This is a genomic window from Sphingomonas cynarae (genome assembly GCF_039537815.1).
Taxonomy (GTDB): domain Bacteria; phylum Pseudomonadota; class Alphaproteobacteria; order Sphingomonadales; family Sphingomonadaceae; genus Sphingomonas; species Sphingomonas cynarae.
On sequence record NZ_BAABBF010000003.1, the window covers coordinates 168,289 to 193,869 of the forward strand.

The 25,581-nt window shown below is 68.1% G+C and carries 24 protein-coding genes; 10 read left to right on the forward strand and 14 right to left on the reverse strand.

The window, feature by feature from the left end; genetic code table 11:
• The first annotated feature begins 180 nt into the window (after positions 1-180).
• From ABD719_RS07440 to ABD719_RS07455, 4 genes are read left to right on the forward strand one after another with little or no spacing between them, the layout of a single operon-like run.
• Entirely contained in the window at positions 181-1,530 is a 1,350-nt protein-coding gene (locus ABD719_RS07440) for a M48 family metalloprotease (protein ID WP_344692731.1), read from the forward strand.
• A complete protein-coding gene (locus tag ABD719_RS07445; RefSeq protein ID WP_344692732.1) occupies positions 1,527-2,216 on the forward strand; it encodes a DsbA family protein in 690 nt (229 codons plus the stop codon). The genes ABD719_RS07440 and ABD719_RS07445 overlap by 4 nt, the downstream gene beginning before the upstream one ends.
• Positions 2,213-3,157 (forward strand): ABC transporter ATP-binding protein, encoded by a 945-nt coding sequence (locus tag ABD719_RS07450; protein WP_344692733.1) that lies wholly within the window; start codon positions 2,213-2,215, stop codon positions 3,155-3,157. Before ABD719_RS07445 ends, ABD719_RS07450 begins: the two co-directional genes overlap by 4 nt.
• Positions 3,154-3,915, forward strand: a complete 762-nt coding sequence (locus tag ABD719_RS07455; protein ID WP_344692734.1) for an ABC transporter permease — start codon at positions 3,154-3,156, stop codon at positions 3,913-3,915. Before ABD719_RS07450 ends, ABD719_RS07455 begins: the two co-directional genes overlap by 4 nt.
• Here the strand turns inward: ABD719_RS07455 and ABD719_RS07460 are convergent.
• The 4 genes from ABD719_RS07460 to ABD719_RS07475 form a co-directional block, all read right to left on the reverse strand.
• On the reverse strand, positions 3,875-4,579 hold the full coding sequence (locus ABD719_RS07460) for a CPBP family intramembrane glutamic endopeptidase (RefSeq protein WP_344692735.1): 705 nt from the start codon (positions 4,577-4,579) through the stop codon (positions 3,875-3,877). The two genes, ABD719_RS07455 and ABD719_RS07460, sit on opposite strands and share 41 nt — an antisense overlap.
• Positions 4,579-5,544, reverse strand: a complete 966-nt coding sequence (gene glpX, locus ABD719_RS07465) for a class II fructose-bisphosphatase (protein ID WP_192123948.1) — start codon at positions 5,542-5,544, stop codon at positions 4,579-4,581. Before glpX ends, ABD719_RS07460 begins: the two co-directional genes overlap by 1 nt.
• Before the next feature lie 110 nt (positions 5,545-5,654).
• Positions 5,655-6,476 (reverse strand): 2,3,4,5-tetrahydropyridine-2,6-dicarboxylate N-succinyltransferase, encoded by an 822-nt coding sequence (gene dapD, locus ABD719_RS07470; protein WP_344692736.1) that lies wholly within the window; start codon positions 6,474-6,476, stop codon positions 5,655-5,657.
• Positions 6,473-7,138 (reverse strand): pyrimidine 5'-nucleotidase, encoded by a 666-nt coding sequence (locus tag ABD719_RS07475; protein WP_344692737.1) that lies wholly within the window; start codon positions 7,136-7,138, stop codon positions 6,473-6,475. Before ABD719_RS07475 ends, dapD begins: the two co-directional genes overlap by 4 nt.
• Before the next feature lie 221 nt (positions 7,139-7,359).
• Between ABD719_RS07475 and ABD719_RS07480 the strand changes: the two genes are divergently transcribed.
• Together ABD719_RS07480 and ABD719_RS07485 are read left to right on the forward strand one after the other, a co-directional pair.
• Positions 7,360-9,642, forward strand: coding sequence for a S8 family serine peptidase (locus tag ABD719_RS07480; RefSeq protein WP_344692738.1), 2,283 nt, complete (start codon positions 7,360-7,362; stop codon positions 9,640-9,642).
• Positions 9,643-9,737: 95 nt separating this feature from the next.
• Positions 9,738-10,736 (forward strand): LLM class flavin-dependent oxidoreductase, encoded by a 999-nt coding sequence (locus ABD719_RS07485; protein WP_344692739.1) that lies wholly within the window; start codon positions 9,738-9,740, stop codon positions 10,734-10,736.
• A 9-nt stretch (positions 10,737-10,745) separates the two neighbouring features.
• On the opposite strand, the gene ABD719_RS07490 is transcribed toward ABD719_RS07485, so the two are convergent.
• The 3 genes from ABD719_RS07490 to ABD719_RS07500 all read right to left on the reverse strand — a co-directional run bounded on the left by ABD719_RS07490 (position 10,746) and on the right by ABD719_RS07500 (position 13,178).
• Positions 10,746-12,113: a sensor histidine kinase gene (locus ABD719_RS07490; RefSeq protein WP_344692740.1), complete on the reverse strand. Its 1,368-nt coding sequence runs from the start codon at positions 12,111-12,113 to the stop codon at positions 10,746-10,748.
• A 7-nt stretch (positions 12,114-12,120) separates the two neighbouring features.
• Positions 12,121-12,786, reverse strand: coding sequence for a response regulator transcription factor (locus ABD719_RS07495; protein ID WP_192123957.1), 666 nt, complete (start codon positions 12,784-12,786; stop codon positions 12,121-12,123).
• 98 nt (positions 12,787-12,884) lie between these two features.
• The gene (locus ABD719_RS07500) at positions 12,885-13,178 is read right to left on the reverse strand and encodes a hypothetical protein (protein WP_344692741.1); all 294 of its coding nucleotides are present in this window, start codon (positions 13,176-13,178) and stop codon (positions 12,885-12,887) included.
• 146 nt (positions 13,179-13,324) lie between these two features.
• On the opposite strand from ABD719_RS07500, the gene ABD719_RS07505 reads away from it, so the two are divergent.
• From ABD719_RS07505 to ABD719_RS07515, 3 genes are read left to right on the forward strand one after another with little or no spacing between them, the layout of a single operon-like run.
• A complete protein-coding gene (locus tag ABD719_RS07505; RefSeq protein ID WP_344692742.1) occupies positions 13,325-15,106 on the forward strand; it encodes an ABC-F family ATP-binding cassette domain-containing protein in 1,782 nt (593 codons plus the stop codon).
• A gap of 27 nt (positions 15,107-15,133) precedes the next feature.
• Positions 15,134-15,397, forward strand: a complete 264-nt coding sequence (locus ABD719_RS07510) for a ribbon-helix-helix domain-containing protein (RefSeq protein WP_344692743.1) — start codon at positions 15,134-15,136, stop codon at positions 15,395-15,397.
• Between the two features lie 6 nt (positions 15,398-15,403).
• Positions 15,404-15,697: a type II toxin-antitoxin system RelE/ParE family toxin gene (locus ABD719_RS07515; protein WP_344692744.1), complete on the forward strand. Its 294-nt coding sequence runs from the start codon at positions 15,404-15,406 to the stop codon at positions 15,695-15,697.
• Here the strand turns inward: ABD719_RS07515 and ABD719_RS07520 are convergent.
• The 3 genes from ABD719_RS07520 to prsK are packed head-to-tail and all read right to left on the reverse strand — an operon-like array spanning position 15,694 to position 19,963.
• Positions 15,694-16,509: a DUF815 domain-containing protein gene (locus tag ABD719_RS07520; RefSeq protein ID WP_344692745.1), complete on the reverse strand. Its 816-nt coding sequence runs from the start codon at positions 16,507-16,509 to the stop codon at positions 15,694-15,696. The two genes, ABD719_RS07515 and ABD719_RS07520, sit on opposite strands and share 4 nt — an antisense overlap.
• 41 nt (positions 16,510-16,550) lie before the next feature.
• Entirely contained in the window at positions 16,551-17,897 is a 1,347-nt protein-coding gene (prsR, locus tag ABD719_RS07525) for a PEP-CTERM-box response regulator transcription factor (RefSeq protein ID WP_344692746.1), read from the reverse strand.
• Positions 17,894-19,963, reverse strand: coding sequence for an XrtA/PEP-CTERM system histidine kinase PrsK (gene prsK, locus ABD719_RS07530; protein WP_344692747.1), 2,070 nt, complete (start codon positions 19,961-19,963; stop codon positions 17,894-17,896). The genes prsR and prsK overlap by 4 nt, the downstream gene beginning before the upstream one ends.
• Positions 19,964-20,115: 152 nt before the next feature.
• On the opposite strand from prsK, the gene ABD719_RS07535 reads away from it, so the two are divergent.
• Positions 20,116-21,168: a mannose-1-phosphate guanylyltransferase/mannose-6-phosphate isomerase gene (locus tag ABD719_RS07535; RefSeq protein WP_344692748.1), complete on the forward strand. Its 1,053-nt coding sequence runs from the start codon at positions 20,116-20,118 to the stop codon at positions 21,166-21,168.
• A gap of 34 nt (positions 21,169-21,202) precedes the next feature.
• On the opposite strand, the gene ABD719_RS07540 is transcribed toward ABD719_RS07535, so the two are convergent.
• The 4 genes from ABD719_RS07540 to ABD719_RS07555 all read right to left on the reverse strand — a co-directional run bounded on the left by ABD719_RS07540 (position 21,203) and on the right by ABD719_RS07555 (position 25,510).
• Positions 21,203-21,763: a Uma2 family endonuclease gene (locus ABD719_RS07540; RefSeq protein ID WP_344692749.1), complete on the reverse strand. Its 561-nt coding sequence runs from the start codon at positions 21,761-21,763 to the stop codon at positions 21,203-21,205.
• Positions 21,764-21,965: 202 nt separating this feature from the next.
• Complete coding sequence (gene groL, locus ABD719_RS07545; protein ID WP_192123982.1) at positions 21,966-23,612, reverse strand: chaperonin GroEL; 1,647 nt, start codon at positions 23,610-23,612, stop codon at positions 21,966-21,968.
• An 83-nt stretch (positions 23,613-23,695) separates the two neighbouring features.
• Entirely contained in the window at positions 23,696-23,983 is a 288-nt protein-coding gene (gene groES / locus ABD719_RS07550; protein WP_056531718.1) for a co-chaperone GroES, read from the reverse strand.
• A gap of 108 nt (positions 23,984-24,091) precedes the next feature.
• Positions 24,092-25,510, reverse strand: a complete 1,419-nt coding sequence (locus ABD719_RS07555; RefSeq protein ID WP_344692750.1) for an MATE family efflux transporter — start codon at positions 25,508-25,510, stop codon at positions 24,092-24,094.
• Positions 25,511-25,581 lie beyond the last annotated feature (71 nt).

A 25,581-nucleotide genomic window follows, 5' to 3' on the forward strand; every position in this document is an offset into this window, starting at 1 on the left:
GTCAGCCGTGGTTCATACCGACCACGCGATGACGACGCCCCGCCATCCTGCCCCATGCGGAGCCGTCATGTCTCATTGTCGCCGCCGCCCGCTCCAGTCGCATCGCAATGTTTCCCGACCGCGGGCTGATGACGTCAGGCCCTTCTCCTCGATCGGCTGTGCGACCATATGATGCCCCGCATGACCCGTAGCCGCCTCGCCGCCGTGTTGATCGGCGCGCTCGTCTGGGCGCAACCCGCCACCGCGCAATCGATCCTTCGCGATGCCGAAACCGAGGCGATGTTCGCGGATATGTCCGCCGGGGTCGTCAAGGCCGCCGGGCTCAACCCGCGCGACATGAAGGTCGTGCTGGTCAACGACGATTCGATCAACGCCTTCGTCGTCGGCGGGCAGGTCGTCTACATCCATTCTGGCCTGATCCAGGCGGCGGACAATGCCGGCGAAGTGCAAGGCGTGATCGCGCACGAGGTCGGGCATATCGCCGATGGCCATGTCATCTCGGGCGAAGCGGCGCAGAAGCCGGCGATGGCGATGACGATCCTGTCGATGGTACTGGGGCTGGGCGCGATGGCGGCCGGCGCGGGCATGGCGGGCGCGGGCATCATGGGGCTGGGCCAGAGCGCGGCGATGGGCAACTATCTCGCCTTCAACCGCGTGCAGGAGGCGACGGCGGATGCCTCGGCGATCCGCTATCTCGCCACCGCCGGCCTGTCGGGGCGCGGGATGCTCAGCTTCTTCCGCAAATTGCAGAAGCAGGAGATGCGCTATCGCGGCCAGATCGATCCGTTCATGCAGAGCCATCCGCTGTCGGGCGAACGCATCGCCAACCTGACCGGCGATGTGGAGGCATCGCCTGCCTATAACGCCAAACCCGATCCCGCATTGGAGGAACGTTTCCGGCGCGTGAAGGCGAAACTGGCCGGATATGTGCTGCCCGCCGAACAGACATTGCGTCAATATCCGCTGACCGATCGCTCGCTGCCGGCGCATTATGCCCGTGCCTATGCGTATCACAAGGCGGGATACCCCGACAAAGCCGATGCCGAGGCGGATGCGCTGGTCGCCGCCAGACCCGACGATCCCTATTTTCAGGAGATCAAGGGCCAGATCCTGCTGGAGGCGGGTCGCCCGCGCGAGGCGCTGGTACCGCTGCGTCTCGCGACCGAGGGATCGCGGCAGAACCCGCTGATCGCCACCACCTTCGGCCACGCGCTGATCGCGACCGAGGACAAGGCTAACGTGCCCGAGGCGATCCGCGTCCTGCGCGTCGCCACGCAGCGCGACGACGACAATCCCTGGGCCTGGATGCAACTGGGCACCGCCTATGAACTGACCGGGGACGAACCACGCGCCGCGCTTGCCACCGCCGAACGGGCGAGCATGACCGGCGATCCCCGCACCGCCGTGGTCGCCGCGAAATTCGCGATGGCCGGCATCCCCGCCAACACGCCGGACTGGATCCGGGCACAGGATATCGCCATGACTTCCGGAGACGCCGCCGCCGCCGACAAGAAGCGCCGCAAGCGATGAACCGCTGGCTTTACCCCCTGATCGCGCTGGCCGGCGGGTTGGTCGGCGCTGGCGCGGTCGCCGCGCTTGATCGTCCCGGTGACGAGGTGCGCGACTATCTGCTCGCCCATCCCGAGGTGATACCGGAGGCGATGCAGAAATTGCAGGAGCGCGAGGCGGGGCGATCGGTGTCCGCCAATCGCGCCGCGATCACCACCCCGTTCGGCAGCGCCTTTGCCGGCAATCCCAGGGGCGACGTGACGCTGGTCGAATATTACGACTATAACTGCGGCTATTGTCGCGCCAGCCTGCCCGCGATCCGCCAGTTGATCGCCGAGGACCCCAAGCTGCGCGTCGTCTTCCGGGAACTGCCGATCCTCGCCGAATCGAGCCGCAGCGCGGCACGGATCAGCCTGGTCGCGGCGGCACAGGGCCGGTTCAACGCCTTTCACGACGCGCTCTATGCCGGTGGCCGGGTCAGCGATGCCAGCATCGCCGCCGCCGCGAAGACGGCGGGCATCGATGTGAGCAAGCTTGCCGCGCTGGCACCCCGGATCGATGCGGAGATCGCGCGCAACATGGAAACCGCCGCACGTCTGGGCGTCACCGGCACGCCCAGTTGGGTGATCGGCGACCGGGTATTGTCAGGCGCGCTGCCGGTCGAGGAGCTGAAGCGGGCGATCGCGGCGACGCGGACGGGCCGATGACCGACCCGATCCTGTCGATCGCGGGGGTATCCAAGACCTATGCCGCCCGCGGCAATGCCGCCGCCGTCACCGCGCTGCACAGCGTCGATCTCGACATCCGGCGCGGCGAAATCTTCGCGCTGCTGGGACCGAACGGTGCGGGCAAGACGACGCTGATCTCCATCGTCTGCGGCATCGTCGTCCCCTCCACTGGTACGATCACCGTCGATGGGCTGGATGCGATCGCCGAGTATCGGCAGGCGCGCCGCCGCATCGGCCTCGTGCCGCAGGAATTGTCGACCGACGCGTTCGAAAGCGTCCTGGCCACCGTCACCTTTTCGCGCCGGCTGTTCGGGCGTTCGGCCAATCCCGCCTATATCGAGCAATTGCTGCGTGACCTGTCGCTATGGGACAAGCGCCATGCCAAGATCATGGAACTGTCCGGCGGTATGAAGCGCCGCGTGCTGATCGCTAAGGCGTTGAGCCACGAACCCGATATCCTGTTCCTCGACGAGCCGTCCGCCGGTGTCGACGTGGCCCTGCGCCGCGACATGTGGGTGATGGTGCGATCGCTGCGCGACCGCGGCGTCACGATCATCCTGACCACGCATTACATCGAGGAAGCGGAGGAGATGGCCGACCGCGTCGGCGTGATCGCGGGCGGCAAACTGTTGTTGGTCGACGACAAGGCGGCGCTGATGACCAAGCTGGGCAAACGCACGCTCGACCTGACGCTGGCCGAACCGCTGGCGACGGTGCCTGCGGCACTGGCCACGTGGGCGCCGACGCTGGAGCATGACGGGCATACGCTCCGCTACGTGTTCGACGTGACCGGAGAGGGCACGGGCATCCCGTCGTTCCTGCGCGCGGTGGGCGACGCCGGCATCCAGTTCCGCGATCTGGATACGGCGAAGTCGAGTCTTGAGGACATCTTCGTCGATCTGGTGGGAGAACGGCCGTGAACCTTCACGGTATCTGGGCGATCTACCGGTTCGAGATGGCCCGGTTCGGGCGGACGATCTGGACCAGTCTGATGGTCCCGGTCATCACCACCTCGTTGTATTTCATCGTCTTCGGCTCTGCGATCGGATCGCAGATGCAAGAGGTGTCGGGCGTGCCATATGGGGCGTTCATCGTGCCGGGGCTGATGCTGCTCGCGATCTTCTCGGAGAGCATTCTGAACGCCTCGCTCGGCATTTACATGCCCAAATTCACCGGTACGATCTACGAACTCCTATCCGCGCCGCTGTCGCCGCTGGAAACCGTGCTGGGCTATGTCGGCGCCGCCACGACCAAGTCGGTGGTGATCGGCCTCGTCATCTTCGCCACCGCGCATCTGTTCGTCGACCTGCCCGTCGCGCATCCGGTGGCGATGATCGCCTATCTGTTGCTGGTCGCCGCCGCCTTCTGTCTGTTCGGCTTCGCGATCGGTATCTGGGCGAAGGGGTTCGAGCAACTGCAGGTCGTGCCGTTGCTGGTCGTCACCCCCCTCACCTTCCTCGGCGGGGCATTCTATTCGGTCACGATCCTGCCGGAGCCGTGGCGGACGGTGACGCTGTTCAACCCGGTCGTCTATCTGATCGACGGGTTCCGCTGGACCTTCTTCGGCACCAGCGACGTGGGCGTCGGACCGAGCCTGGCGGTGACGGTGGCGTTCCTGCTGCTGTGCTTGGGCGCGATCACGCTGATCTTCCGGACCGGCTGGCGGCTGAAGAACTGAGCGCCGGCCACACCACCAGCCCGTTCAGGTCGATCAGTATGTGCAGGGCGATCACCAGCCACAGCGCGCCGCTGACCAGATAGACGGCAGTCATCACCCCGCCGAACGATGTCGTAACGATCATCCCGCGCCAGCCCTGATAACGGTGCATCGCCCCGAACAGGATCAACGCCAGCCCGAAGCCGGCGGCCGCGCTGCCGGTGACGATCGCTACCAGCAATGGCAGCAGCAGTCGGAAGAACGGTTCCTCCGTGGCACCCGCGACGGTCGCCACCGCCGCACCCCAGGGCAATTCGTGGCGGGCCCGGGGCATCATTGCACCGGGCCGCCCGATCGGCCGGCCGCCCCGTCGCGCCCGCCATGCCGCAGCCGCCAGACCGATCAGCGTGCCCGCCAGCGCCCCGACGATGACATCGCCCGCCGCCATCTCCGGCAACCAGGGCCGGGCGGCAGCGAACTCGACCGGCAACCGCCACAACGCATCCAGCCGTCCGAGCAGTGCCAGCGCCACCAGCGTCGGCAGCGCGAACGCCATGCCGGCCCTCCGCATCCATGCCCGGTAACGGCCCGCGCGCGTGTCGGCCGCCACACGCGGCCACAGGAACCAGCACGCCGCCGCCAGCGCGCCCGTCAATAACAGGGACGCGAGCAGCGGAGCCGGCATCAGCCCAGCCGGTGTTCGCCCTTCACCCAGCGCACCGTACCCGACGAAGCGCGCATCACGACGCTCTCGGTCGTCATGATCTTGCCCTTGCGCTTTACGCCGGCCAGCAGCGATCCGTCGGTCACCCCGGTCGCGGCGAAGATGCAGTCACCCTTGGCGAGATCGGTCAGGTCGTATTGGCGGTTCAGATCGGTGACGCCCCACTTGGCGGCGCGGCCCCGCTCGTCATCGTTGCGGAACAGCAGCCGGCCCTTGAACTGGCCACCGACGCAACGCAGCGCCGCGCAGGCCAGCACGCCCTCCGGCGCGCCGCCCGATCCCATATACACGTCGATCGTCGTGTCCGGATTGGTCGTCGCGATCACGCCGGCCACGTCGCCGTCGCCGATCAGCATCACGCCGCAGCCCAGTTCGCGCAGTTCGGCGATCATCGCCTCGTGCCGGGGCCGGTCGAGCACGCAGACGATGATGTCGCGCGGGGAGACGCCCTTGGCCTCCGCCACCGCACGCACGTTCTCGCTGGGCGAGCGATCCAGGTCGATGATACCCTCGGGATAGCCGGGGCCGACCGCGATCTTGTCCATGTACACGTCGGGCGCGTTCAGCAGACCGCCCTTTTCCGCGATCGCCAGCACCGCCAGGCTGTTGGGACCGGCGGTGGCGCAGATCGTGGTACCTTCCAGCGGATCGAGCGCGATGTCGATCGCCGGGCCGGTACCGGTGCCGACCTTCTCACCGATGAACAGCATCGGCGCCTCGTCGCGCTCGCCCTCGCCGATCACGACGGTGCCGTCCATGTCGAGTTCGTTCAGCGCGGCGCGCATCGCCTCCACCGCGGCGGCATCGGCCGCCTTTTCGTCACCACGCCCGACCATCGGCAGGCAGGCGATCGCCGCCGCTTCGGTGACGCGCACCATTTCGAGGACGAGGACACGATCGAGGACGGAGCTGGCAGTCGCGGTCATGGTATCTCCCTCGGCGCCCGGCCGATGCGTTGAACACGTTAAACAATGCGATACGCCGGCCGGCCGGTGGGGGCAAGGCCAAGCCGCCCTGCCCCGGGTCGCCCCTGCGATCAGTCCCGCAGCAATTCGTTGATGCTGGTCTTCGACCGGGTCTGCGCGTCGACCCGCTTCACGATCACCGCGCAATACAAAGCCGGCTTGTCGCCGCCGCCGCCGATCGTGCCGGGGACGACCACCGCATAGGCCGGCACCTCGCCACGGAACGTCTCGCCCGTCGCGCGGTCGATGATCTTGGTCGAGGCGCCGAGGTACACGCCCATCGACAGCACCGCCCCCTCGCCGACGCGCACGCCCTCCGCCACTTCGGCCCGCGCGCCGATGAACGCGCCATCGCCGATGATGACGGGATCGGCCTGCAACGGCTCCAGCACGCCACCGATGCCTGCGCCGCCCGAGACATGGACGCCCTTGCCGATCTGCGCACAGCTGCCGACGGTCGCCCAGGCATCGATCATCGAACCCTCACCGACATAGGCACCGATGTTGACGAAGCTGGGCAGCAGCACCGCACCTTTGCCCACGAACGCGCCGCGACGGACGATGCTGCCCGGCACCGCGCGAAAGCCGGCGGTGCGGAACGCCGCCTCGTCCCACCCGGCGAACTTGGACGGCACCTTGTCGAACCAGTGGGCGCCCCCCGGCCCCTCCATCACGACGTTGTCGTTGAGGCGGAACGACAGCAGCACCGCCTTCTTCAGCCACTGGTTGACCTGCCAGCCGCCCTGCCCGTCGGGCTCGGCCACACGCGCCTCACCCCGGTCGAGCAGGGTCAGCGCCTGCTCGACGGCATGACGGACGTCGCCACCGGTGGAAAAGCCCAGATTGGCGCGATCGTCCCAGGCGGCGTCGATGATGGCGAACAGGTCGGTCATGGGGTCTCCAAGATGGATTCGAGCCACGGCGTCAGCGCGTGGAGGTGGAAATCGATGAAGCTGCGATCCTCTTCCGGTCCCTGTTCCGATCCGTTGTCGATCCAGACGGTGGTCATGCCGATCGCCTTGGCAGGTTTCAGGTTGCGGGCCATATCCTCGACGAACAGGCTGGCATGCGGATCGATGTCGAGCGCGGCGCATAGCCCGGCATAGGCGGACGCCTGCGGCTTGGGGCGCAGGTCCATCGCCACGATATCGTGGATCGCCTCGAAACTGCCGCCCAGCCCCAACCGGTCGAGCACCTTCAGCGCATAGGGCTTGTCGCCGTTGGTGAAGACCAGCTTGCGCCCCGGCAGCCGCGCCAGCGCGGCGGCGAGCGGTGCATCCTCCTCCAGCACGTCCATCTCGATATCGTGGACATAGGCGAGGAAGGCGTGCGGATCGACGTCGTGTTCCGCCATCAGCCCGGCCAGCGTGGTACCATGGCCGTGGAAATACGCCTTCTGGATACGCCGCGCCTCCACCGGATCGGCGCCGGTCAGATCGGCGATGAACGCGGTCATCCGCCGGTCGATATGCGCGAACAGATCGGCACTGGCCGGATACAGCGTGTTGTCGAGATCGAAGATCCAGTTGCGGACATGGGAAAGGCGCGCGATCATCGCGTCGGCCTGTAGGCAGGTGCGGCGGCAGCGGCAAGGCGAGGGTTGATGTGTGATGCCGCGCCCATGCCTACGGTTTTGCAATATTTCGGTGTCATGGCCGTGATATGAACAGGACGGCACGATCACAGGGGGGGCATGGCAACGTGGATCGAACGTCATCGGAACCCCGCGCCCATCATGCCGGGACGAGCAAGGCTGCAAGGCGTGGTGCGGGCACATTGACGTTCGCGATGCTGCTTGCCGGCTGTGGCGGCGGCAGCGGCGGGGTGGGCAGCACGCCGACACCGCCCAGTGCGGAGATTCCGACGCCCATCGCGACTCCCGCACCCACACCCCCCGCCACGCCGACGCCCGCCCCGACGCCCAGTGCCACGAATTACGACACCGCCGAGTATCGCGCCACCGTGGGCGCGGTGTCGATGAACGCGCTGACCGCCTATAGTCGCGGCGCGACCGGCGCGGGGGTATCGATCGGTATTATCGACAGCGGTATCGACCTGCAAAGCGAGGAGTTCTCCGGCCGCCTGTCCAGCGCCTCCGCCGATGTCGCGGGCAATACCGGGTTCGACGACGAAGATGGCCACGGTACCGCCGTCGCCTTCACCGCCGCTGGCCGCCGCAACGGCGCCGGTACGCACGGGGTGGCGTTCGAGGCGACCGTCGTCGCGCTCCGTGCCGATCGCCCCGGCACTTGCGCGACCGCGGTCGAGGGGGACGACAGCACCGGCTGCAAGTTCGGATCGGACGCGATCGCACGCGGCGTCGACGCGGCGCGTGCGGCCGGGGCGAAGGTCATCAACATGTCACTGGGCGGCACCAACATGCCGACGTCGCTCCAGAACGCGATCGCCCGCGCCACGGCGGCGGGGATCGTGATCGTCATCTCCGCCGGCAATGACGGCACCGAGAATCCCGATGCCTTCACCGAGGTGGCCAACAACGCCGCGATTGCGCGGGGGCAGATCATCGTCGCCGGATCAATCGGCAGTGGCGACGCCATCTCGTCGTTCAGCGACCGTGCCGGCACCGGCGCCGCGCATTATCTGACCGCGGTGGGGGAGCGGGTACGGGCGCCGGACGAGACGGGCAGCGTGTTCCTGTGGTCGGGCACCTCCTTCGCCGCGCCGCAGATCGCGGGCGCGGTGGCACTGCTGGCACAGGCATTTCCCAACCTGTCCGGGGCGCAGATCGTCCAGATCCTCTATGCCAGCGCGCGCGATGCCGGCGCCAGCGGCGTCGACCCCGTCTATGGCAACGGCGTGCTGGACCTGAGCCGCGCGTTCCAGCCGCTGGGCACCAGCAATGTCGCGGGCAGCACGGCGGCGGTATCGATGGCGGTCAACGCGACCCTCTCCGCCCCGATGGGCGATGCGCGCCAGGGCGGGCTGGGTGCGGTGATCCTCGACGGCTACGACCGCGCCTTCGCGATCGATCTGGCGCAGACGATCGATCGCGCCGCCCCGCCCCGCGCGCTGCTCGGCGCGCTGCAGTTCCGCGGGCGGCAGGTGGCCGCCGCGATCGGCGGCACCAGCGTGTCGATGACGCTCGCCCCCCGGATCGGCGGCAGCGTCGCGGTGGAGCCGACCCGGCTGACCGGGCGCGACGCCGGCATGGCCCGCGCGATCGCCGGCACGGTGACGCAGGCACTGGGGTCGACCCTGTCGTTCGGATTCGGCATTGCGCAAGGGGCGGGCACGCTGACCGCGCAACTCACCGGGCGACGCGAACCCGCTTTCCTGGTCGCGACGACGCCCGGTTTCGGCATCGACGGCACCGCGCGCGCCAGCAGCGCGATCCGCCGGGAATTCGGGCGCTTCGGCCTCACCGCCGCAGTGGAGAGCGGGCGGATGACGACGCGCGGCCGTGATGGGGCCCCCGGCACCGATCCCTATCTTCGCGGCGGCTTCGGCCGGGCCGCGCTGTCGCTCGACCGGCGCTGGGGCCCGTTGGCGCTGCACCTGACGGGATCGGGGCTGGATGAGCGCGACACCCTGCTCGGCGCGCGGTTCGGCACCGGTCTGGGTGCGACGCGCGCGACGAGCTGGTTTGCCGATCTCGATGCGCGCGTGGAGGCGGGCGATGGCTGGACGCTGGGCGGGTCGCTGCGTCGGGGCTGGAGCGGGGCGCGCGTCCGCCACGGCATCGACGGCACCGGTCTGGTCCGCACCGCCGCCTTCGCCGCCGATCTGGGCAAGGATGGCGTGTTCGGCGCCGACAGCATCGGCCTGCGCATCGCGCAGCCGCTGCGCGTCACGACGGGTGGGATTGATTTCCGCCTGCCGACGCTGTGGGATTATGCGACCACCAGCGTCGCGACCTGGACGACGCAGCGCCTGAACCTCGCCCCCGACGGCCGCGAGATCGATGTGGAGGCCCGCTATGCCCGGCCGTTCGGCCCCGGCACGGTCCAGACCAACGTCTTCTGGCGCCGCGATCCCGGCAACATCGCCGCACTCCCTGCGGATTACGGACTGGCGGTGCGATACGGCTTCGGCTTCTGATCGGGGGCCGGGCAGAAGTTTTGCTTGGGCGGCAACGGGAAAATCACCCAGGCCTGCGCCGTGGCGATCATGACGGATCGCCCCATATAGTCTTGATGACCCAGCTATCGTTTCTCGATCTCGTTCCCGTCGTCGAAGGCGGCACCGTGCGTGAGGCGCTCGACCGCAGTGCCGATCTCGCCGCCCATGCCGAAAGCCTCGGCTTCGGCCGGTTCTGGGTGGCGGAGCATCACGGCATGACCGGCATCGCGTCCGCCGCCACCGCCGTCGTACTCGCGCACATCGCCGCCGCGACGCGGACGATCCGGGTCGGGGCGGGCGGGATCATGCTGCCCAACCATGCGCCACTGGTGATCGCTGAACAGTTCGGCACGCTAGATGCGCTGCATCCCGGCCGTATCGACCTGGGCCTCGGCCGCGCGCCGGGATCGGACCAGCGGGTCGCGCGAGCGATGCGGCGGACGCTGACCAGCGATGCCAATGCCTTCCCGCAGGACGTGCTGGAACTGCAAAGCTATTTCGCCGACGACGGCCAGACCGGCATCACCGCCACCCCCGGCGCGGGCGCGACGCCAGAGTTGTGGATATTGGGGTCCAGCCTGTTCGGGGCGCAGGTCGCCGCCGCGTTCGGCCTCCCCTATGCCTTTGCGTCGCACTTCGCGCCCGACGCGCTGGATCAGGCGCTGGCGGTGTACCGCCGCGATTTCCGCCCTTCCGCGCAACTCGGCAAACCTTATGCGATGGCGGGGTTCAACGTCTTCGCCGCCGACACCGCGGCGGAGGCCGAACTGCTCGCCTCGTCGCAGCAGCAGTCGTTCATCGCCTTGCGCACCGGTGACCCGCGCCAGTTGCCGCCGCCGGTTTCGGGTTATCGCGCATCGCTGGGGGCGCAAGGCGCCGCCATGCTCGATCAGGTCCTGTCCTGCTCGTCGATCGGTACCCGCGACACGGTGGCGAACGATCTGGCCGCGTTCGTCCGCCGCACCGACGTCGACGAGGTGATGGTGACCAGCGCGATCTACGACCATGCCGCCCGCAAGCGCAGCCTGACGATCACGGCAGAGGCGGTGCGCGAGGTCGCCGCCGTCGCGTAGAGCCCGTTCCTATCCGGCCACCGGCAGGCGCAACCGCACCAGCAACCCGCCCAGATCCTCGCTTTCCTCCAGCGTGACGGTGCCTTCGTAGATTTCCGCCACGTCGCGCACGATCGCGAGGCCGAGTCCCGTGCCCGGCTTGCCGGTGTCGAGGCGGACGCCGCGATCGAAGATGCGGATGCGGTCTTCCTCGGGGATGCCGGTGCCGTCGTCCTCCACCAGTATCTCGACGAACCCCGCCTCCGCCGCCACCGTCACGAACACGCTGCCGCCGCCATATTTCGCGGCGTTCTCGATCAGGTTGCCGAGCATTTCGTCCAGGTCCTGCCGTTCGACATGCACCGCCACGTCCTTGCGCCCCGCCACGTCGATACGGACGTGGCGATACAAGCGTGCAACCGCGCGCTCGACCGATTCGACACTGGGCCACACCTCCGCCCGGCTGTGCGCGGAGCCGCGCCGGCCGACCGCGCGGGCGCGGGCAAGGTGATGGTCGACCTGCCGCCGCATCGTCCGCGCCTCGCGCACCACCGTCTCGGCCAGATCGTCGGCATGGGCGGTGGCGGCGTTCATGATGACGGTCAGCGGCGTTTTCAGCGCATGGGCAAGGTTGCCGGCATGGCGCCGCGCCTCCTCCGCCTGCCGCTCATTATGTTCGATCAGCGCGTTCAGTTCCTCGACCATCGGCTGCACTTCCAGCGGCATCGCCTCCGACACGCGCGACGACTGGCCGGCGCGCATCCGCGCGATCTCCGCCCGGACCCGCCGCAGCGGCCACAGACCGTAGAAGGTCTGAAGCGCGACCAGCGCCAACAACCCGAGGGCCAACAGTGCGAACGACCGCACCAGCGTCCGCCGCAGAATGGTGATCTGCGAGTCGAGCCCTTCCCGGCTCTGCGCTACCTGAAACCGCCAGCTGACGGGCGAACCCGGCAGTCGCACGTCACGTTCGACGACACGCAGTTTCTCCAGCCCGAACTGCGCGCTGTCATAGCTGTGGACGCTGCGGTCGGCATGCGAGACGCCGTAAGCCAGGCGCCGATCCCACAGCGACCGCGACGGAAACGGCTCGCGCCCCGGCGCCGAAACCTGCCAGTACAGCCCGGAACCAGGCTCCAGGAACCGCTGGTCCGCCGCCTCGCGCGTGAACATCACCTCGCCATCGGGATCGATCTCGGCGGACACGATCAGCGCGGTCATGACATATTCGAGCTGGTCGTCGAAATTCTGCGTGACGGCGGAGGCCAGCACCCGGTCGAGCGCAAAGCCGCCGCCCGCCAGCAGCACGGTGATCCACACCGCCGCGATCAGGATCATCCGCCGCGACAGCGACCCCGTCGCGCGGGGTCGCGGCGACCGGGGTTCGGGCTCGGTCATGACCGGGTCAGGCGTCCGGGTCTTCCAGACTGTAGCCGAGGCCGCGGATCGTGGTGATCACCTCCTGCCCCAGTTTCTTGCGGATGCGCGTTACGAACACCTCGATCGTGTTCGAATCGCGATCGAAATCCTGATCGTAGATATGTTCGATCAATTCGGTGCGACTGACGACCTTGCCCTTGTGATGAAGCAGGTAGCTGAGCAGCTTGTATTCCTGCGCGGTCAGCTTCACCGGCTCGCCCGCCTTGGTCACCTTGCCCGACCGGGTGTCGAGCCGCACGTCGCCGGCGGTCAGTTCGGACGAAGCGTTGCCGGAGGCGCGGCGGATCAGCGCGCGCAGGCGGGCGATCAGTTCCTCGGTCTGGAACGGCTTGGCGACGTAATCGTCCGCACCCGCATCCAGCCCGGCGACCTTGTCCGACCAGCTGTCGCGCGCGGTCAGCACCAGCACCGGCGCGGTCCGCCCCTCCTTGCGCCAGCGGTCGAGCACCGTCAGCCCGTCCACCTCGGGCAGGCCGAGATCAAGCACGATCGCATCGTAATTCTCGGTGGAGCCCAGATAATGCCCCTCCTCGCCATCGGTGGCGAGATCGATCGCATAGCCCGCGCCTTCCAGCGTGTTCTTCAGCTGCTGGCCCAGATTGGGTTCGTCCTCGACGATCAAGACGCGCATCTTCTCTCCAGTCCCCGTTGTGCCGGCATCCGCTAGCATGACGGACGGGTTACGGAAACGTCGCTGTCGCCTGCCTTAACGGATCGCACCGGCGATCGTCATCGACCGGTGCGGCCGATCACCTGCCCCGACCGGCCGTCCACATCGACCCAGATGACGTTGCCGTCGCGCAGGAACTTCAGCGTGTAGATGCCGCTGCCGCCGTCGAACTCGAAGCCTAGATATTCCGCGCCGTTCATCGTTGGCACCACCCGCCGCTCGATCTCCGGCATCGGCAGCAACTTGCCCTGCTTGCGCGCCCGATAGGCCTGCATCTGATCGCCCCGCTTCTGCGGTTCCGCGACGGCGGGAACCGTGGCGGCGATGATCGCGAGAACGAGGAGGGTTTTCATGGATGACGAGATAGCTAAAGCGCATTGAACGCGCTGTGAATGCCTCCGCCGACGAAGCTTGTGCAGTGCGGCATACGGGCAACAGCCCCGTCGCGACCGCACGACAGGTTGTCGCGGGCGTCCATGCCCCCTAGGTGCCCAAGGATATGGCCGCACCCATCCTCTCATATGAAAATCTCGGCCTGATCCAGGGATCGGGCTGGTTGTTCCGCAATCTCGACATCCATGTCGGCCAGCGCGACCGGCTTGCGCTGATCGGCCGCAACGGCGCGGGCAAGTCGACGCTGCTGCGCCTGCTCGCCGGACAGGTCGATCCGGACGAGGGGCGGCGCACCGTCGTGCCCGGCACCCGCGTCATCATGCTGGAACAGGACCCCGACGTCTCGCGCTTCGCCACGCTGCGTGATTATGTGGAATCGGGCGACGACGCGCCGCTGGGGCATGAGGCGAACGCGATCGCCGACCAGCTCGGCATCGACCTCGACCGCGAGGCGGCATCGGCCTCGGGCGGCGAACGGCGTCGGGCTGCGATCGTCCGCGCGCTGGCGCAGGAGCCGGACGTGCTGCTGCTCGACGAGCCGACCAACCATCTCGACATCTTCGCGATCGACTGGCTCGAACAATGGCTGTCCCGCTACAATGGCGCGTTCATCGCGATCAGCCACGACCGCACCTTCCTGACCCGGTTGACCAGACAGACGCTGTGGCTCGATCGCGGCAATGTGCGCCGCGCCGAGATCGGGTTCGGCGGGTTCGAGGCATGGACCGAACAGGTCCATGCCGAGGAACAGCGTAACGCCGAACGGCTCGATGCCAAACTGAAGATCGAGGAGCACTGGCTGCACCGCGGCGTCACCGGCCGCCGCCGCCGCAACCAGGGCCGGCTGGCGAAGCTGCACGAGATGCGCGCCGAACGCGCCGCGATGATGGGGCCGCAGGGCACCGCCGCGATCGGGCTGGGGCATGAGGATGGCCGGTCCAAGGTGGTGATGGATGTCGACCACGTCTCCAAGAGCTATGGCGACCGGCCGATCATCCGCGACTTCTCGCTGCGTGTCACCCGTGGCGACCGGATCGGCATCGTCGGCGCGAACGGCGCGGGCAAGACGACTCTCCTGCGCCTGCTGACCGGCGAACTGGAACCCGACACCGGCACCATCAAGCTGGCCAAGACACTCGACGGCATCGTCATCGATCAGCAGCGCCGGCTGATGGCACCGGACAAGACAGTGCGCGACGTGCTGGCCGATGGCGGCGAATGGATCGACGTGCTGGGGGTGCGCAAGCACATCCACGGCTATCTGAAGGAGTTCCTGTTCGATCCCTCGCTGACCGAGGCGAAGGTGGGTACGCTGTCGGGTGGCGAGCGATCACGGCTGCTGCTGGCGCGCGAATTCGCACGGCCATCGAACCTGATCGTGCTGGACGAACCGACTAACGACCTTGATCTGGAAACGCTCGACCTGTTGCAGGAGGTGATCTCCGATTACGACGGCACCGTCCTGATCGTCAGCCATGATCGCGACTTCCTCGACCGCACCGTCACGATCACGCTGGGCCTCAACGGCAGCGGCCAGATCGACGTGGTCGCCGGCGGGTACGAGGACTGGCAGCGCCGCCGCCGTCCGCAGGCGGATGCGAAGAAATCGACGAAGGCCGTCACCGCCCCGCCTGCCCCCGCCGCGACGCGCAAGCTGTCCTACAAGGACCAGCGCGATTACGATCTGCTGCCCGCCCGCATCGAGGAGATCGAGGCGGCGATCATCCGTGACGAGGCGCTGCTGGCCGACCCCGACCTCTACCGGAAGGATCATGCCCGCTTCACCCGCCTGACCCAGGCGATCGACAAGGCCCGCGCCGAAAAGGACGCCGCCGAGATGCGCTGGCTGGATCTGGCCGAACAGGTGGAGACGCTGGGGCAGGCGTGATACTCTTGCCCCCGGAGGTATGGCGCGATGGGTGAGATGCGACGAATCGAGATCGAGATCGACGCCGCGATGCTCGCGGCGGCGGACGACGCGGTCGAAACCGGCCGCTTCGCCGATCGCGATGCGGTGATCCGCCATGCGCTGACCTTCTGGAACAATGAAGTGGGTCGCGTGCGCCAGTTGATCGACGAAGGCTTCGCCAGCGGTGATCCGATCGAAGGCAATTTCGATGCCGACGACATCAAGCGTCGGGGCAGGGCACGGCTGGCCGAACAACTCCATCGGGCCTGACCCGCCGTGCGCATCGTCAGGAGGCCGGCGGCGCAGGACGATATGGATGCGCTATGGTCGTACACCGCGCGTCATGACATTGCCGCGGCCGATCGGGTGGTCGACCGTATCGTTCACTCGACGGAGCGGCTGCGCCTGTTCCCCCATTCCGGCAGGGATCACGGCGATTGGCAACCGGGCCTGCGTAGTGTCCCCGCATCCCCCTATATCGTCTTCTATCGTGTATCGGCCGACCGGATCGAGATCATCCGGGTCCTGCACGGTGCCCGTGACGTCCCAATCATGACCGGCCTCGACTAAACCCCCCGCCCCTCGCGTCCCGCGACATCGACGACATATTGCCACGCCACCCGGCCCGACCGGCTGCCGCGTTGCGTCGCCCAGCGGACCGCCTCGTCGGCATCGAACGGCAGGTCGTGCGCCTGCGTATAGCCGCGCACGATGCGGAGATAATGATCCTGATCGACCGCATGGAATCCCAGGCTCAACCCGAACCGGTCGGCCAGCGCCAGATGATCGTCGATCGAATCGCGCGGGTTGATCGCGCTGTCCTGTTCGGCGATGTCGCGCGGCATCAGGTGACGGCGATTGGCGGTGACGAGCAGGCGGACATTGGCCGGGCGCGGTTCCGCCCCGCCCTCCAGCATCGATCGCAACGCCCGCGCTTCCGCGGGGGCATCCACGCCCAGATCGTCGACGAACAGCGCAAAGCCGCGCGGCACGGGCGCCAGCGCGGCGAACAGCGCGGGCAGCCGGTCGAGTGCCGTCACCTCGACGAGTGCGAGATCACCGCCACTATTTTGGTCCCTCGCGGCCTGCACCGCCGCCACCGCGCTTTTCACCAATGCCGATTTGCCGGTGCCGCGCGCGCCCCACAACAGCACGTCCTGCGCGGCATGGCCAGCCGCCAGCCGCGTCAGGTTCGCCACCAGCGCCGCCTTTTGCCGGTCGATCCCGATCAGCCGGTCGAGCGGCAGCGGTGCAAAGCCGCGCGTCGGCACCAGTGCCTCGCCGGTCCAGCGATAGGCGGGGTGCGCGCGTGGATCGGCGGCGGGGGCGGGTGGAGGCGACAGGCGTTCCAGCGCCGCGGCGATACGGTCGAGCGGGTCCATGACGTTCGCCCTTGCGGGGCCCGGCGCGCGGACGCAACCCGTCACGGCGACAGGTCGTACGCCTTCAGCAGATCGTACAGCGTCGGCCGGCTGATCCCCAGCAGCCGCGCCGCGCCCGAGATATTGCCGTCCGCCCGGGCCAGCGCGCGGCCGATCGCGCGCCGGTCCGCCCCTTCGCGCGCGGCGCGCAGGTTCAGGTCGGCGGGATCGGCCGGCGTGGCCAGATCGAGATCGGCGGCGGTCACCAGCTTGCCATCGGCCATGATGACCGCGCGCTTCACCCGGTTCTCCAACTCGCGGACGTTGCCGGGCCAGCGCCACGCCTCCACCGCCGCGCGCGCATCCGCCGCCAGCCCGGTAACGGCCGGGTTGAGCGTCGCGGCATAGCGTGCGACGAAATGCCGCGCGAGCAGGCCGGCATCGCCGGTGCGGTCGCCCAGCGCCGGGATACGGACGACGATCTCCGCCAGCCGGTAGTACAGGTCCTCGCGGAACCGCCCGTCGGCGACCATCGCGTCGACATCCTGATGCGTCGCGCAGACGATCCGGGTATCGACCGCGATGCTGCGCCGCCCGCCGATCCGCTCGATCACCCGTTCCTGCAGGAACCGCAGCAGCTTGACCTGCAACGCCAGCGGCACATCGCCGATCTCGTCGAGGAACAGCGTGCCGCCCGCCGCCTGTTCGATCTTGCCCTCGGTCGTCTTCACCGCACCGGTGAATGCCCCCTTCTCGTGCCCGAACAGTTCGGATTCCAGCAGCGTCTCGGGGATCGCGGCGCAATTGATCGCGACGAACCGGCCACGCGCACGCGGCGAGGCGTTGTGCAGCCCGCGCGCCAGCAATTCCTTGCCCGTCCCGCTCGCGCCCAGCAGCATCACCGACACATCGGCGGGGGCGACCCTTTCCAGCGTCCGCGCTACCGCCGCCATCTCGGGCGAGGCATAGAGGAGTCCGCCGAACCCCGCCCCGCCTGCCCCGGCCGCCAGCCGCCGGTTCTCCGCCTCCAGCGCGTGGACGTGAAACGCGCGCGCCACGATCAGCCCCAGCGCATCGATATCGATCGGCTTCTGGTAGAAATCCCATGCTCCGTCCGCGATCGCCGCGCGGGCGCTGGCCCGCGCGCCGTGTCCGCTGGCGACGATCACCTTGGTGGCGGGCGCCATCGCCCGGATCGCGTGCAGCGTCGCGAATCCCTCCGTCGTGCCGTCTGGATCGGGGGGCAGGCCCAGGTCGAGCGTCACCACCACCGGCTCGTGCAGCCGCACCGCGTCGATCGCGGCGGCGCGGTCGGCGGCGATCACAACCTCGTAATCCTCATACGCCCAGCGGAGCTGGCGGGCGAGCCCGGCATCGTCCTCGACCATCAGCAGCACGGGCCGGGTCATGCCGCCACCGCCATCCCGGGCGCCATCGCCGAAGCCATCACCTGCGCGAGCGGCAACAGGATGCGAAAGACGCTGCCCTCCCCTTCGCGGCTTTCGACCTGCAATTCACCCCCCATCGCGCGTACCAGCTGCCGCGCCTCGCACGCACCGATCCCGAACCCGTCGGGCTTGGAGGAGACGAACGGCCGGAACAGCCGATCACGGACGAAGCCGGGGGCCATGCCACCGCCGCGATCGACCACCGCCAGCGTCAGCCGATCATCCACCTGATCGAGCCGCAGCCGCACCGGTATCCCCGGCGGGCTCGCCTCGATCGCGTTCTGCACGAGGTGCGACAACGCCTGTTCCAGCCGCGCCGGATGGCCCCATGCGAGCGGCGTCGGTTCGCCCTCGACGGTGACCGGGTGTTGCGCCCGGCGCGCTGCCGCCACGCGGGCGGCAAGTGCCGGCAGGTCGATCGACTGCAACGGCTCCGCCCGCGTGCCGTCATGCTGGCCCAGCCTGGCGAGCAACGTCGCCATTCGCCCTGCCGATTCGCGCAGCGTCACCACCATGTCGGCGCGAAAGGCGGGATTGTCGGCATGGCGTTCGGCATTGCGCGCCACTAGAGTCAGCTGGCTCGCCACGTTCTTGATATCATGGAGCAGGAAGGCGAAGCGGCGGTTGAAGGCGTCGAACTCCTGCGCATCGACCAGCGCGGCCTGGCTGCGATCCTCCGCCAGATAGCTGGCTGCCTGCCGCCCGGCGATGCGCAACAAATCGAAATCCTCCCAGTCGAGCGCCCGGTCGACCGGCGGCCGCGCCAGCAGGACCGCTCCCGCCAGTTCCCCACCATGGAGCAGCGGCACGATCGCCCAGGCGGCGTCATCGTCCAGCAGCCATGCCGGCACCAGCACTGCTTCCCCTGTACCGTCCCCTGTACGCAGCGTGTCGAGCGACACGATCCGGCCGGTCGTCGCCAGATGCGCGGCCAGCGACGCCGGCAGTTCGGCGCCGCCATCCGCCCAGCGCCAGCCGGCCCAGGGCGTCAACACCCCATCCGCCGCGACCAGCAGCAGGGCGGCGGGCGCATCGGTCAGGTCAGCGACCGCCTTGGCGATCCGCTCGCCCAGCGGTGCCGCCCCCTTACCCGGCAGGCCCAGCGTCGTGGTGAAACGCTGCCATTCGATCCGATAGTCGTAACGATGATCGAACAGATGCTTGGCCGCCTTTACCCGTAGCCACGCGCGCAGCCACGGCGTCGCGGTAAAGGCCAGTAGCGCGGCCGCCGCGCCGCAGACGATCGCGGTCTGCACCGCGCGGGCGACGGGCGGCGACAGCATCGATGCCAGATCGACCGCCAGCGCCGTCGCCGCGACGTACAACAGCAACGCCAGAACGATCAGCGCCCGGGTGGCGATGGTACGCGACACCGCCACCGACCCCTCGCCCCGATGCGTCGCGGCGACGGCGAGCAGGATCGCGACCCCCATCATCACCGGTCCGCGCGCCACGACCGGCATCATCGTCCAGCGCGGGCCGGCAAAGGCCAGCAACGCGATCGCCAGATCGAGCCCCCACATCGCCCCCAGCGCCAGTGCGAACAGCCGTACCCCGCCGGCCTGCGGCCCCGTCGCCGCCTGCGCCAGATGGCACAGCAGCAGCAAAGCGCCCGCCATCGCCATCATCCGCAGGACGTGACGAGTGATCTCCACCGCCAAAACCATGTCCTGGTCCATCGGCATCCGGGCAATCGGTGCCAGCGCGGTCGCGGTCAGGACGACGAACATCACCACCCCGTATAGCGCCGCCAGCGCACCGCCGTCGGCGCGGGCGCGCAGCACGAACGCCGCCATCACCCCCGTCCACGCCAGATTGCGGGCGCCTTCCGCCAGATGCACGCTGATGTCCCATGGCTCGACCCCGGCGATGGCCAGCGCCCACAAGGCGGTCAAGGCCGCGGCGGCGACCACCGCCAAGGCGGGACCGGCCGTCACGTCCCATCGCCGCCGCCAGCGCGCCAGCGCCAGCGTGCCGAACAGGATCGCGGCGAGTGCATGGCCCCACAGGATCAGGACTGCCGTCATCGTCTCGTCATCACCCGCTGCAAGGGCCGTGACCCGACCTTTCCCGCAAGGATGCCGGAAAAACGCCAATAAAGGCTGAACACGTCCGTAAATGGCGGCAGATCGTTGGGAATTCCGGCGTTCCGCGATAAGGCCGGCACTCAGGAGGATTCATGACCGCAAGCACCATCGTTCCCGTCATTCTTTCCGGCGGCTCGGGCACCCGGCTGTGGCCGATGTCGCGGCCCGAACGCCCCAAGCAGTTCCTGCCGCTGACCGCCGACGAGACGATGCTGCAACTGACGCTGCGCCGCGCGGTGGGCGATGGCTTCGGTGCCCCCGTGATCGTCGCCAACGCGCAGCACGTGGACGAAGTGGAGGCGCAACTGGCCGCCGTCGGCGTCGAGGCGGCGGCGATCATTCTGGAGCCGGCGGGTCGCAACACCGCACCCGCGATCGCACTGGCGGCGCTGGCGGCCCCCGATCCGGAGGCGGCGCTGCTGGTGATGCCATCCGACCATGTGATCGCCGACATCCCCGCCTTCCATGCCGCGATCGCCGCCGCCCTCCCCTTGGTCAACGACGGCTGGCTGGTGACGTTCGGGATCGAACCCGATGCGCCCGAAACCGGCTATGGCTGGATCCAGACCGGCGAGCCGATTGCGCCCGGCGTCCACCGTGTCGCCCGCTTTGTCGAGAAACCGCCGCTGGACCGGGCGGAGGCGATGCTGGCGGCGGGTGGCCACGCCTGGAACGGTGGCATCTTCCTGTTCCGCGCCGACATCTATCTGGGCGAACTGGCCGCCCACGCGCCGGCGATGCTGAATGCGGTGCAGGATTCGATGCGCGCCGCCCGGTACGAGGGGCTACGCCTGTTCCCCGATGCCGCCGCCTTCGCCACCTCGCCCGCAGACTCGATCGACTATGCGGTGATGGAGAAGGCGGAACGGGTCGCGGTGGTGCCCGTCGCGATGGGCTGGAACGACCTCGGTAGCTGGGACGCGCTCCATGCGATCAGCGACGTGGATGCCGCCGGCAACGCCCATGGCGGTGAGGTGATCGCGGTCGATACCAGCGATTGCCTCGTCCGGTCGGACGGGGTGCGGATCGCGATGGTCGGCGTCTCCGACCTGATCGTGGTGGCGAGCGGCAACGACGTGCTCATCATGCCACGCGGCCGCAGCCAGGAGATCAAGAAGCTGATCGAGGCGATGAAGAACGCGTGACTGCGATGTCCCGTGACCGGCCCCGGTAGCGGGGTCAGTCGCGGGCGAAGATTTCGGCCTCGGTCAGCGTGATCGACAGCGACGGCAATTCCACGTCATGGGGTTCGGCGAACGTCGTGTCGCGCCAGCCCGTCTCGTCCAGCCGCTGATAAGTGCGCGTCAGGCGGTTGATCGGATCGACGAAAACGATGGTATCGACACTGGGCAGACGGCGATATTCTTCAAGCTTCCGCCCCTGATCGATCGTCGTCGTGCTGGGTGACAACACCTCGAACAGCACGACTGGATCCGCGAATGCCTTGGCCTCGGGCGCGGTCAGCCAATCTGGCCGGCAGACGACCGAAACGTCGGGATATCGGACGTCATGTTCCGTTACGCGGATGCCCATGTCTGAGTTGAACGGACGGCATCCGGTGCCGCGCAGCTTGGTGCGCAAGGCGAAATAGATGTTGCCGGCGACATGAGCATGCTTGTCGGACCCACCGGTCATCATCTGGATGACGCCGTCCGACAGCTCGAACTTGCGGTCGCTGCCGAAGTTCATCCCGAGAAACTCGTCCACCGTGATCGGCTGGTAGAGCGGATCGGATGCCATGCAACCGAAGATAGCAAGGGACGCTGGATAAACAAAGGGCCGGTGGAATGATCCACCGGCCCTTCGCCTTTGGTCAGGTCGTCTTGGTCGGCTGGCGACGGCAAAGCCATCGCTGGACGTCGGACCGGTTCGGCGGTGCCGACCGGCCGTCCGATCCGATGCGGGTCCTGCGCCGGCATCACCGACGCAGGCCGCATTCGGATCAGAAGTCCATGCCGCCCATGCCGCCCATGCCGCCGCCGCCCATTGCGGGCATGGCGGGCTTGTCTTCCGGCATCTCGCTCACGGCCGCTTCGGTCGTGATGAGCAGGCCGGCGACCGAGGCCGCGTTCTGCAGCGCGGTGCGAACGACCTTGGTCGGATCGATCACGCCGGCTTCCACTAGGTTCTCGTAGGTGTCGGTCGCGGCGTTGAAGCCGATGTTCGAGTCGTTGCCGTCGAGCAGCTTGCCCGATACCACCGCACCGTCATGGCCCGCGTTGCTGGCGATCTGGCGAACCAGCGCGGTCAGCGACTTGCGGACGATATCGATACCGCGCGTCTGATCCTCGTTGGCGCCCGTGAGCCCCTCGAGTGCCTTGGTCGCGTACAGCAGCGCGGTGCCGCCACCGGGGACGATGCCTTCTTCGACGGCTGCGCGGGTCGCGTGCAGCGCGTCGTCGACGCGGTCCTTGCGCTCCTTGACCTCGACCTCGGACGAGCCACCGACCTTGATGACCGCGACGCCGCCGGCGAGCTTGGCAAGACGCTCCTGGAGCTTCTCCTTGTCGTAGTCGCTGGTGGTGTTCTCGATCTGCTGGCGGATCGCCTCGGTGCGGCCCTTGATCGCGTCGGCATCACCGGCACCGTCAACGATGACGGTGTTGTCCTTGTCGATCGTGACGCGCTTGGCGGTGCCGAGCATCGCGGTGGTCACGGTTTCCAGCTTGATACCGAGGTCCTCGGAGATCATCTCGCCCTTGGTCAGGATCGCGATGTCTTCCAGCATCGCCTTGCGACGATCACCGAAACCGGGGGCCTTGACCGCTGCGACCTTCAGGCCGCCGCGCAGCTTGTTGACGACGAGCGTGGCCAGAGCCTCGCCCTCGATGTCCTCGGCGATGATCAGGAGCGGACGACCCGACTGCACGACCGCTTCCAGAATCGGGAGCATCGCCTGCAGGTTCGACAGCTTCTTCTCGTGGATCAGGATGAACGGATCGTTGAGTTCGACCGTCATCTTCTCCGGGTTGGTGATGAAGTAGGGCGACAGATAGCCGCGGTCGAACTGCATACCTTCGACGACGTCGAGCTCGAATTCGAGACCCTTCGCTTCCTCGACGGTGATGACGCCTTCCTTGCCGACCTTCTCCATGGCTTCGGCAATCTTCTCGCCGACTTCACGGTCGCCATTGGCCGAGATGATGCCGACCTGCGCCACTTCCTTCGAACCGGACACCGGCTTGGAACGCGCCTTCACGTCCTCGACAACCTTGACCACGGCGAGATCGATGCCGCGCTTCAGGTCCATCGGGTTCATGCCGGCCGCGACCGACTTCATGCCCTCGCGCACGATCGCCTGCGCCAGGACGGTCGCGGTGGTCGTGCCGTCGCCGGCGATGTCGTTGGTCTTCGAGGCCACTTCGCGCAGCATCTGCGCGCCCATGTTCTCGAACTTGTCCTTGAGCTCGATCTCCTTGGCGACGGTGACGCCGTCCTTGGTGATGCGCGGTGCGCCGAAGCTCTTGTCGATCACGACGTTGCGGCCCTTCGGCCCCAGCGTGACCTTGACCGCGTCGGCGAGGATGTCGACGCCGCGCAGGATGCGCTCGCGCGCGTCGCGGCTGAATTTCACGTCCTTGGCTGCCATGTGGCTACCCTTTCAGTTGAGGTTGTAACGTCTCGAAAGTCGCATCCTACAGGGGTTATCCGCCCCGGATGCGACGTATCAGGTCAGCCGACGATCCCGAGGATGTCGCTTTCCTTCATGATGAGCAGGTCTTCGCCGTCGACCTTGACCTCGGTGCCGGACCACTTGCCGAACAGCACGCGATCGCCGGCCTTCACCTCCAGCGGGTGGACCTCGCCGCTCTCGCTGCGGGCGCCGGTGCCGGCGGCGACGACTTCGCCTTCCTGCGGCTTTTCCTTGGCGGTGTCGGGGATGATGATCCCACCGGCCGTCTTCTCCTCCGCCTCTACGCGGCGGACGAGAACGCGGTCGTGCAACGGACGAAAGTTCATTGCTGTGCCCTTTCTGAGACTATGACAGATTTCTGGCACTCAGGGGTCCCGAGTGCCAACGCGGCTTATATGTGAAGCGCGCGCGGGACCGTCAACGGGGCAAGGGAACTAAATTCGATGGACCGTGGCGGGCAGCAGGCCCAGCCGCGCCCGCGCGCTCCACCGCCACAACAGCAGCACCGACACAGCGGCGAGACCGGCGGCAAGACCCCACCAGATACCCAGCCCCTGCCAGCCGAACCCGAAGCCGAGCAGCACCGCGCATCCCGCCCCGATCACCCAATAGCCGAACAGTGCGACCAGCATCGGCACCCGCGTATCCTGCAATCCGCGCAGCACGCCCGCCGCCACCGCCTGCGCGCCGTCGAACAGCTGGAACGCGGCGGCGACGCCCAGATACTGCACCGCCAGCGCGACCAACGCGGCGTTGGCAACGTCGTCCGGATCGACATAGACGCCGACGAACAGGCGCGGCGCGATCAGCAGCAGCGATGCGGTGAACACCATGAAGCCGATCCCGACCACCAGCGACACCGCGCCCGCCCGGCCGATCCACACCCGGTCGCCGGCGCCGTACGCCATGCCGACCCGGATGGTCGCTGCCTGCGCGACCCCGAACGGCACCTGGAACGCGATCGCCGCGATCTGGAGCGCAATGGCGTGGGCGGCGACCTCGGTCACCCCGATCAGCCCCATCAGAAAGCCGGCGGCGGAGAACAGCGCTCCCTCGAACGTCATGGTCAGCGCGATCGGCAGACCGAGGCGCAGGAGATCGGCCAGCCGCGACCATTCGGTCCGCCACCAGTTGCCGAACAGGCGATAGCGACGCAGTTTTGGATCGAGCAGCAGGATCGCCACGAAGGCGAGCATCATCGCGGTGCTGGTGACAACGCTGGCGATCGCCGACCCCTCCAGCCCCAGCGCGGGGAAGCCTGCCTGCCCGAAGACGAGCAGCCAGTTGCCGAGGATGCCGGTGGCGAGGCCCAGCGCCATGACCACCATCGCCCAGCCCGGCCGGCCAAGCGCGGAGGCTGTGACGCGCATCACCCCCGTCGCCACCGCCGGAATCGTCGCCCACAACAGGATGTCGAGGAACGCCCCGGTCCGCGCCGCGACGTGCGGGTCCTGCCGCGCGAGCAGCAACAGCCGCTCGCCATTGGCGAGGATCGCCATCGTGACGAGACCCGCGCCGATCGCCAGCCACATCGCCATCCGGAACGACCGCCGCACCTGCCGCACCGCATGGCGGCGGCGGCCCAGTTCGGCGGCGATCAGCGGCGCTGCCGCCCCGACCAGCCCGATCATCGCGAAGGCGAGGACGCTGTAGAGATAGACGCCCAGCGTCGCGGCGGCGAGTTCGGTGGTGCCGAGCCGCGCGACGAAGATCACGTCGATCGAATAGACGCCCATCTGGAGCAGGTTGGCGGCGACCAGCGGCGATGCCAGCGCGATCGTGGCGCGCAACTCGGCTCGCGTCGTGGCGGGCGCGGCGGTGAGCGCGGGGGGCGGGGCGACGACAGGTTGCACGGCGCGCGCTGTAAGGGGTGCGGCGGGGGTTGGATAGCACCGCCCGACGCGGTCCACCGCGTTAGGGATTG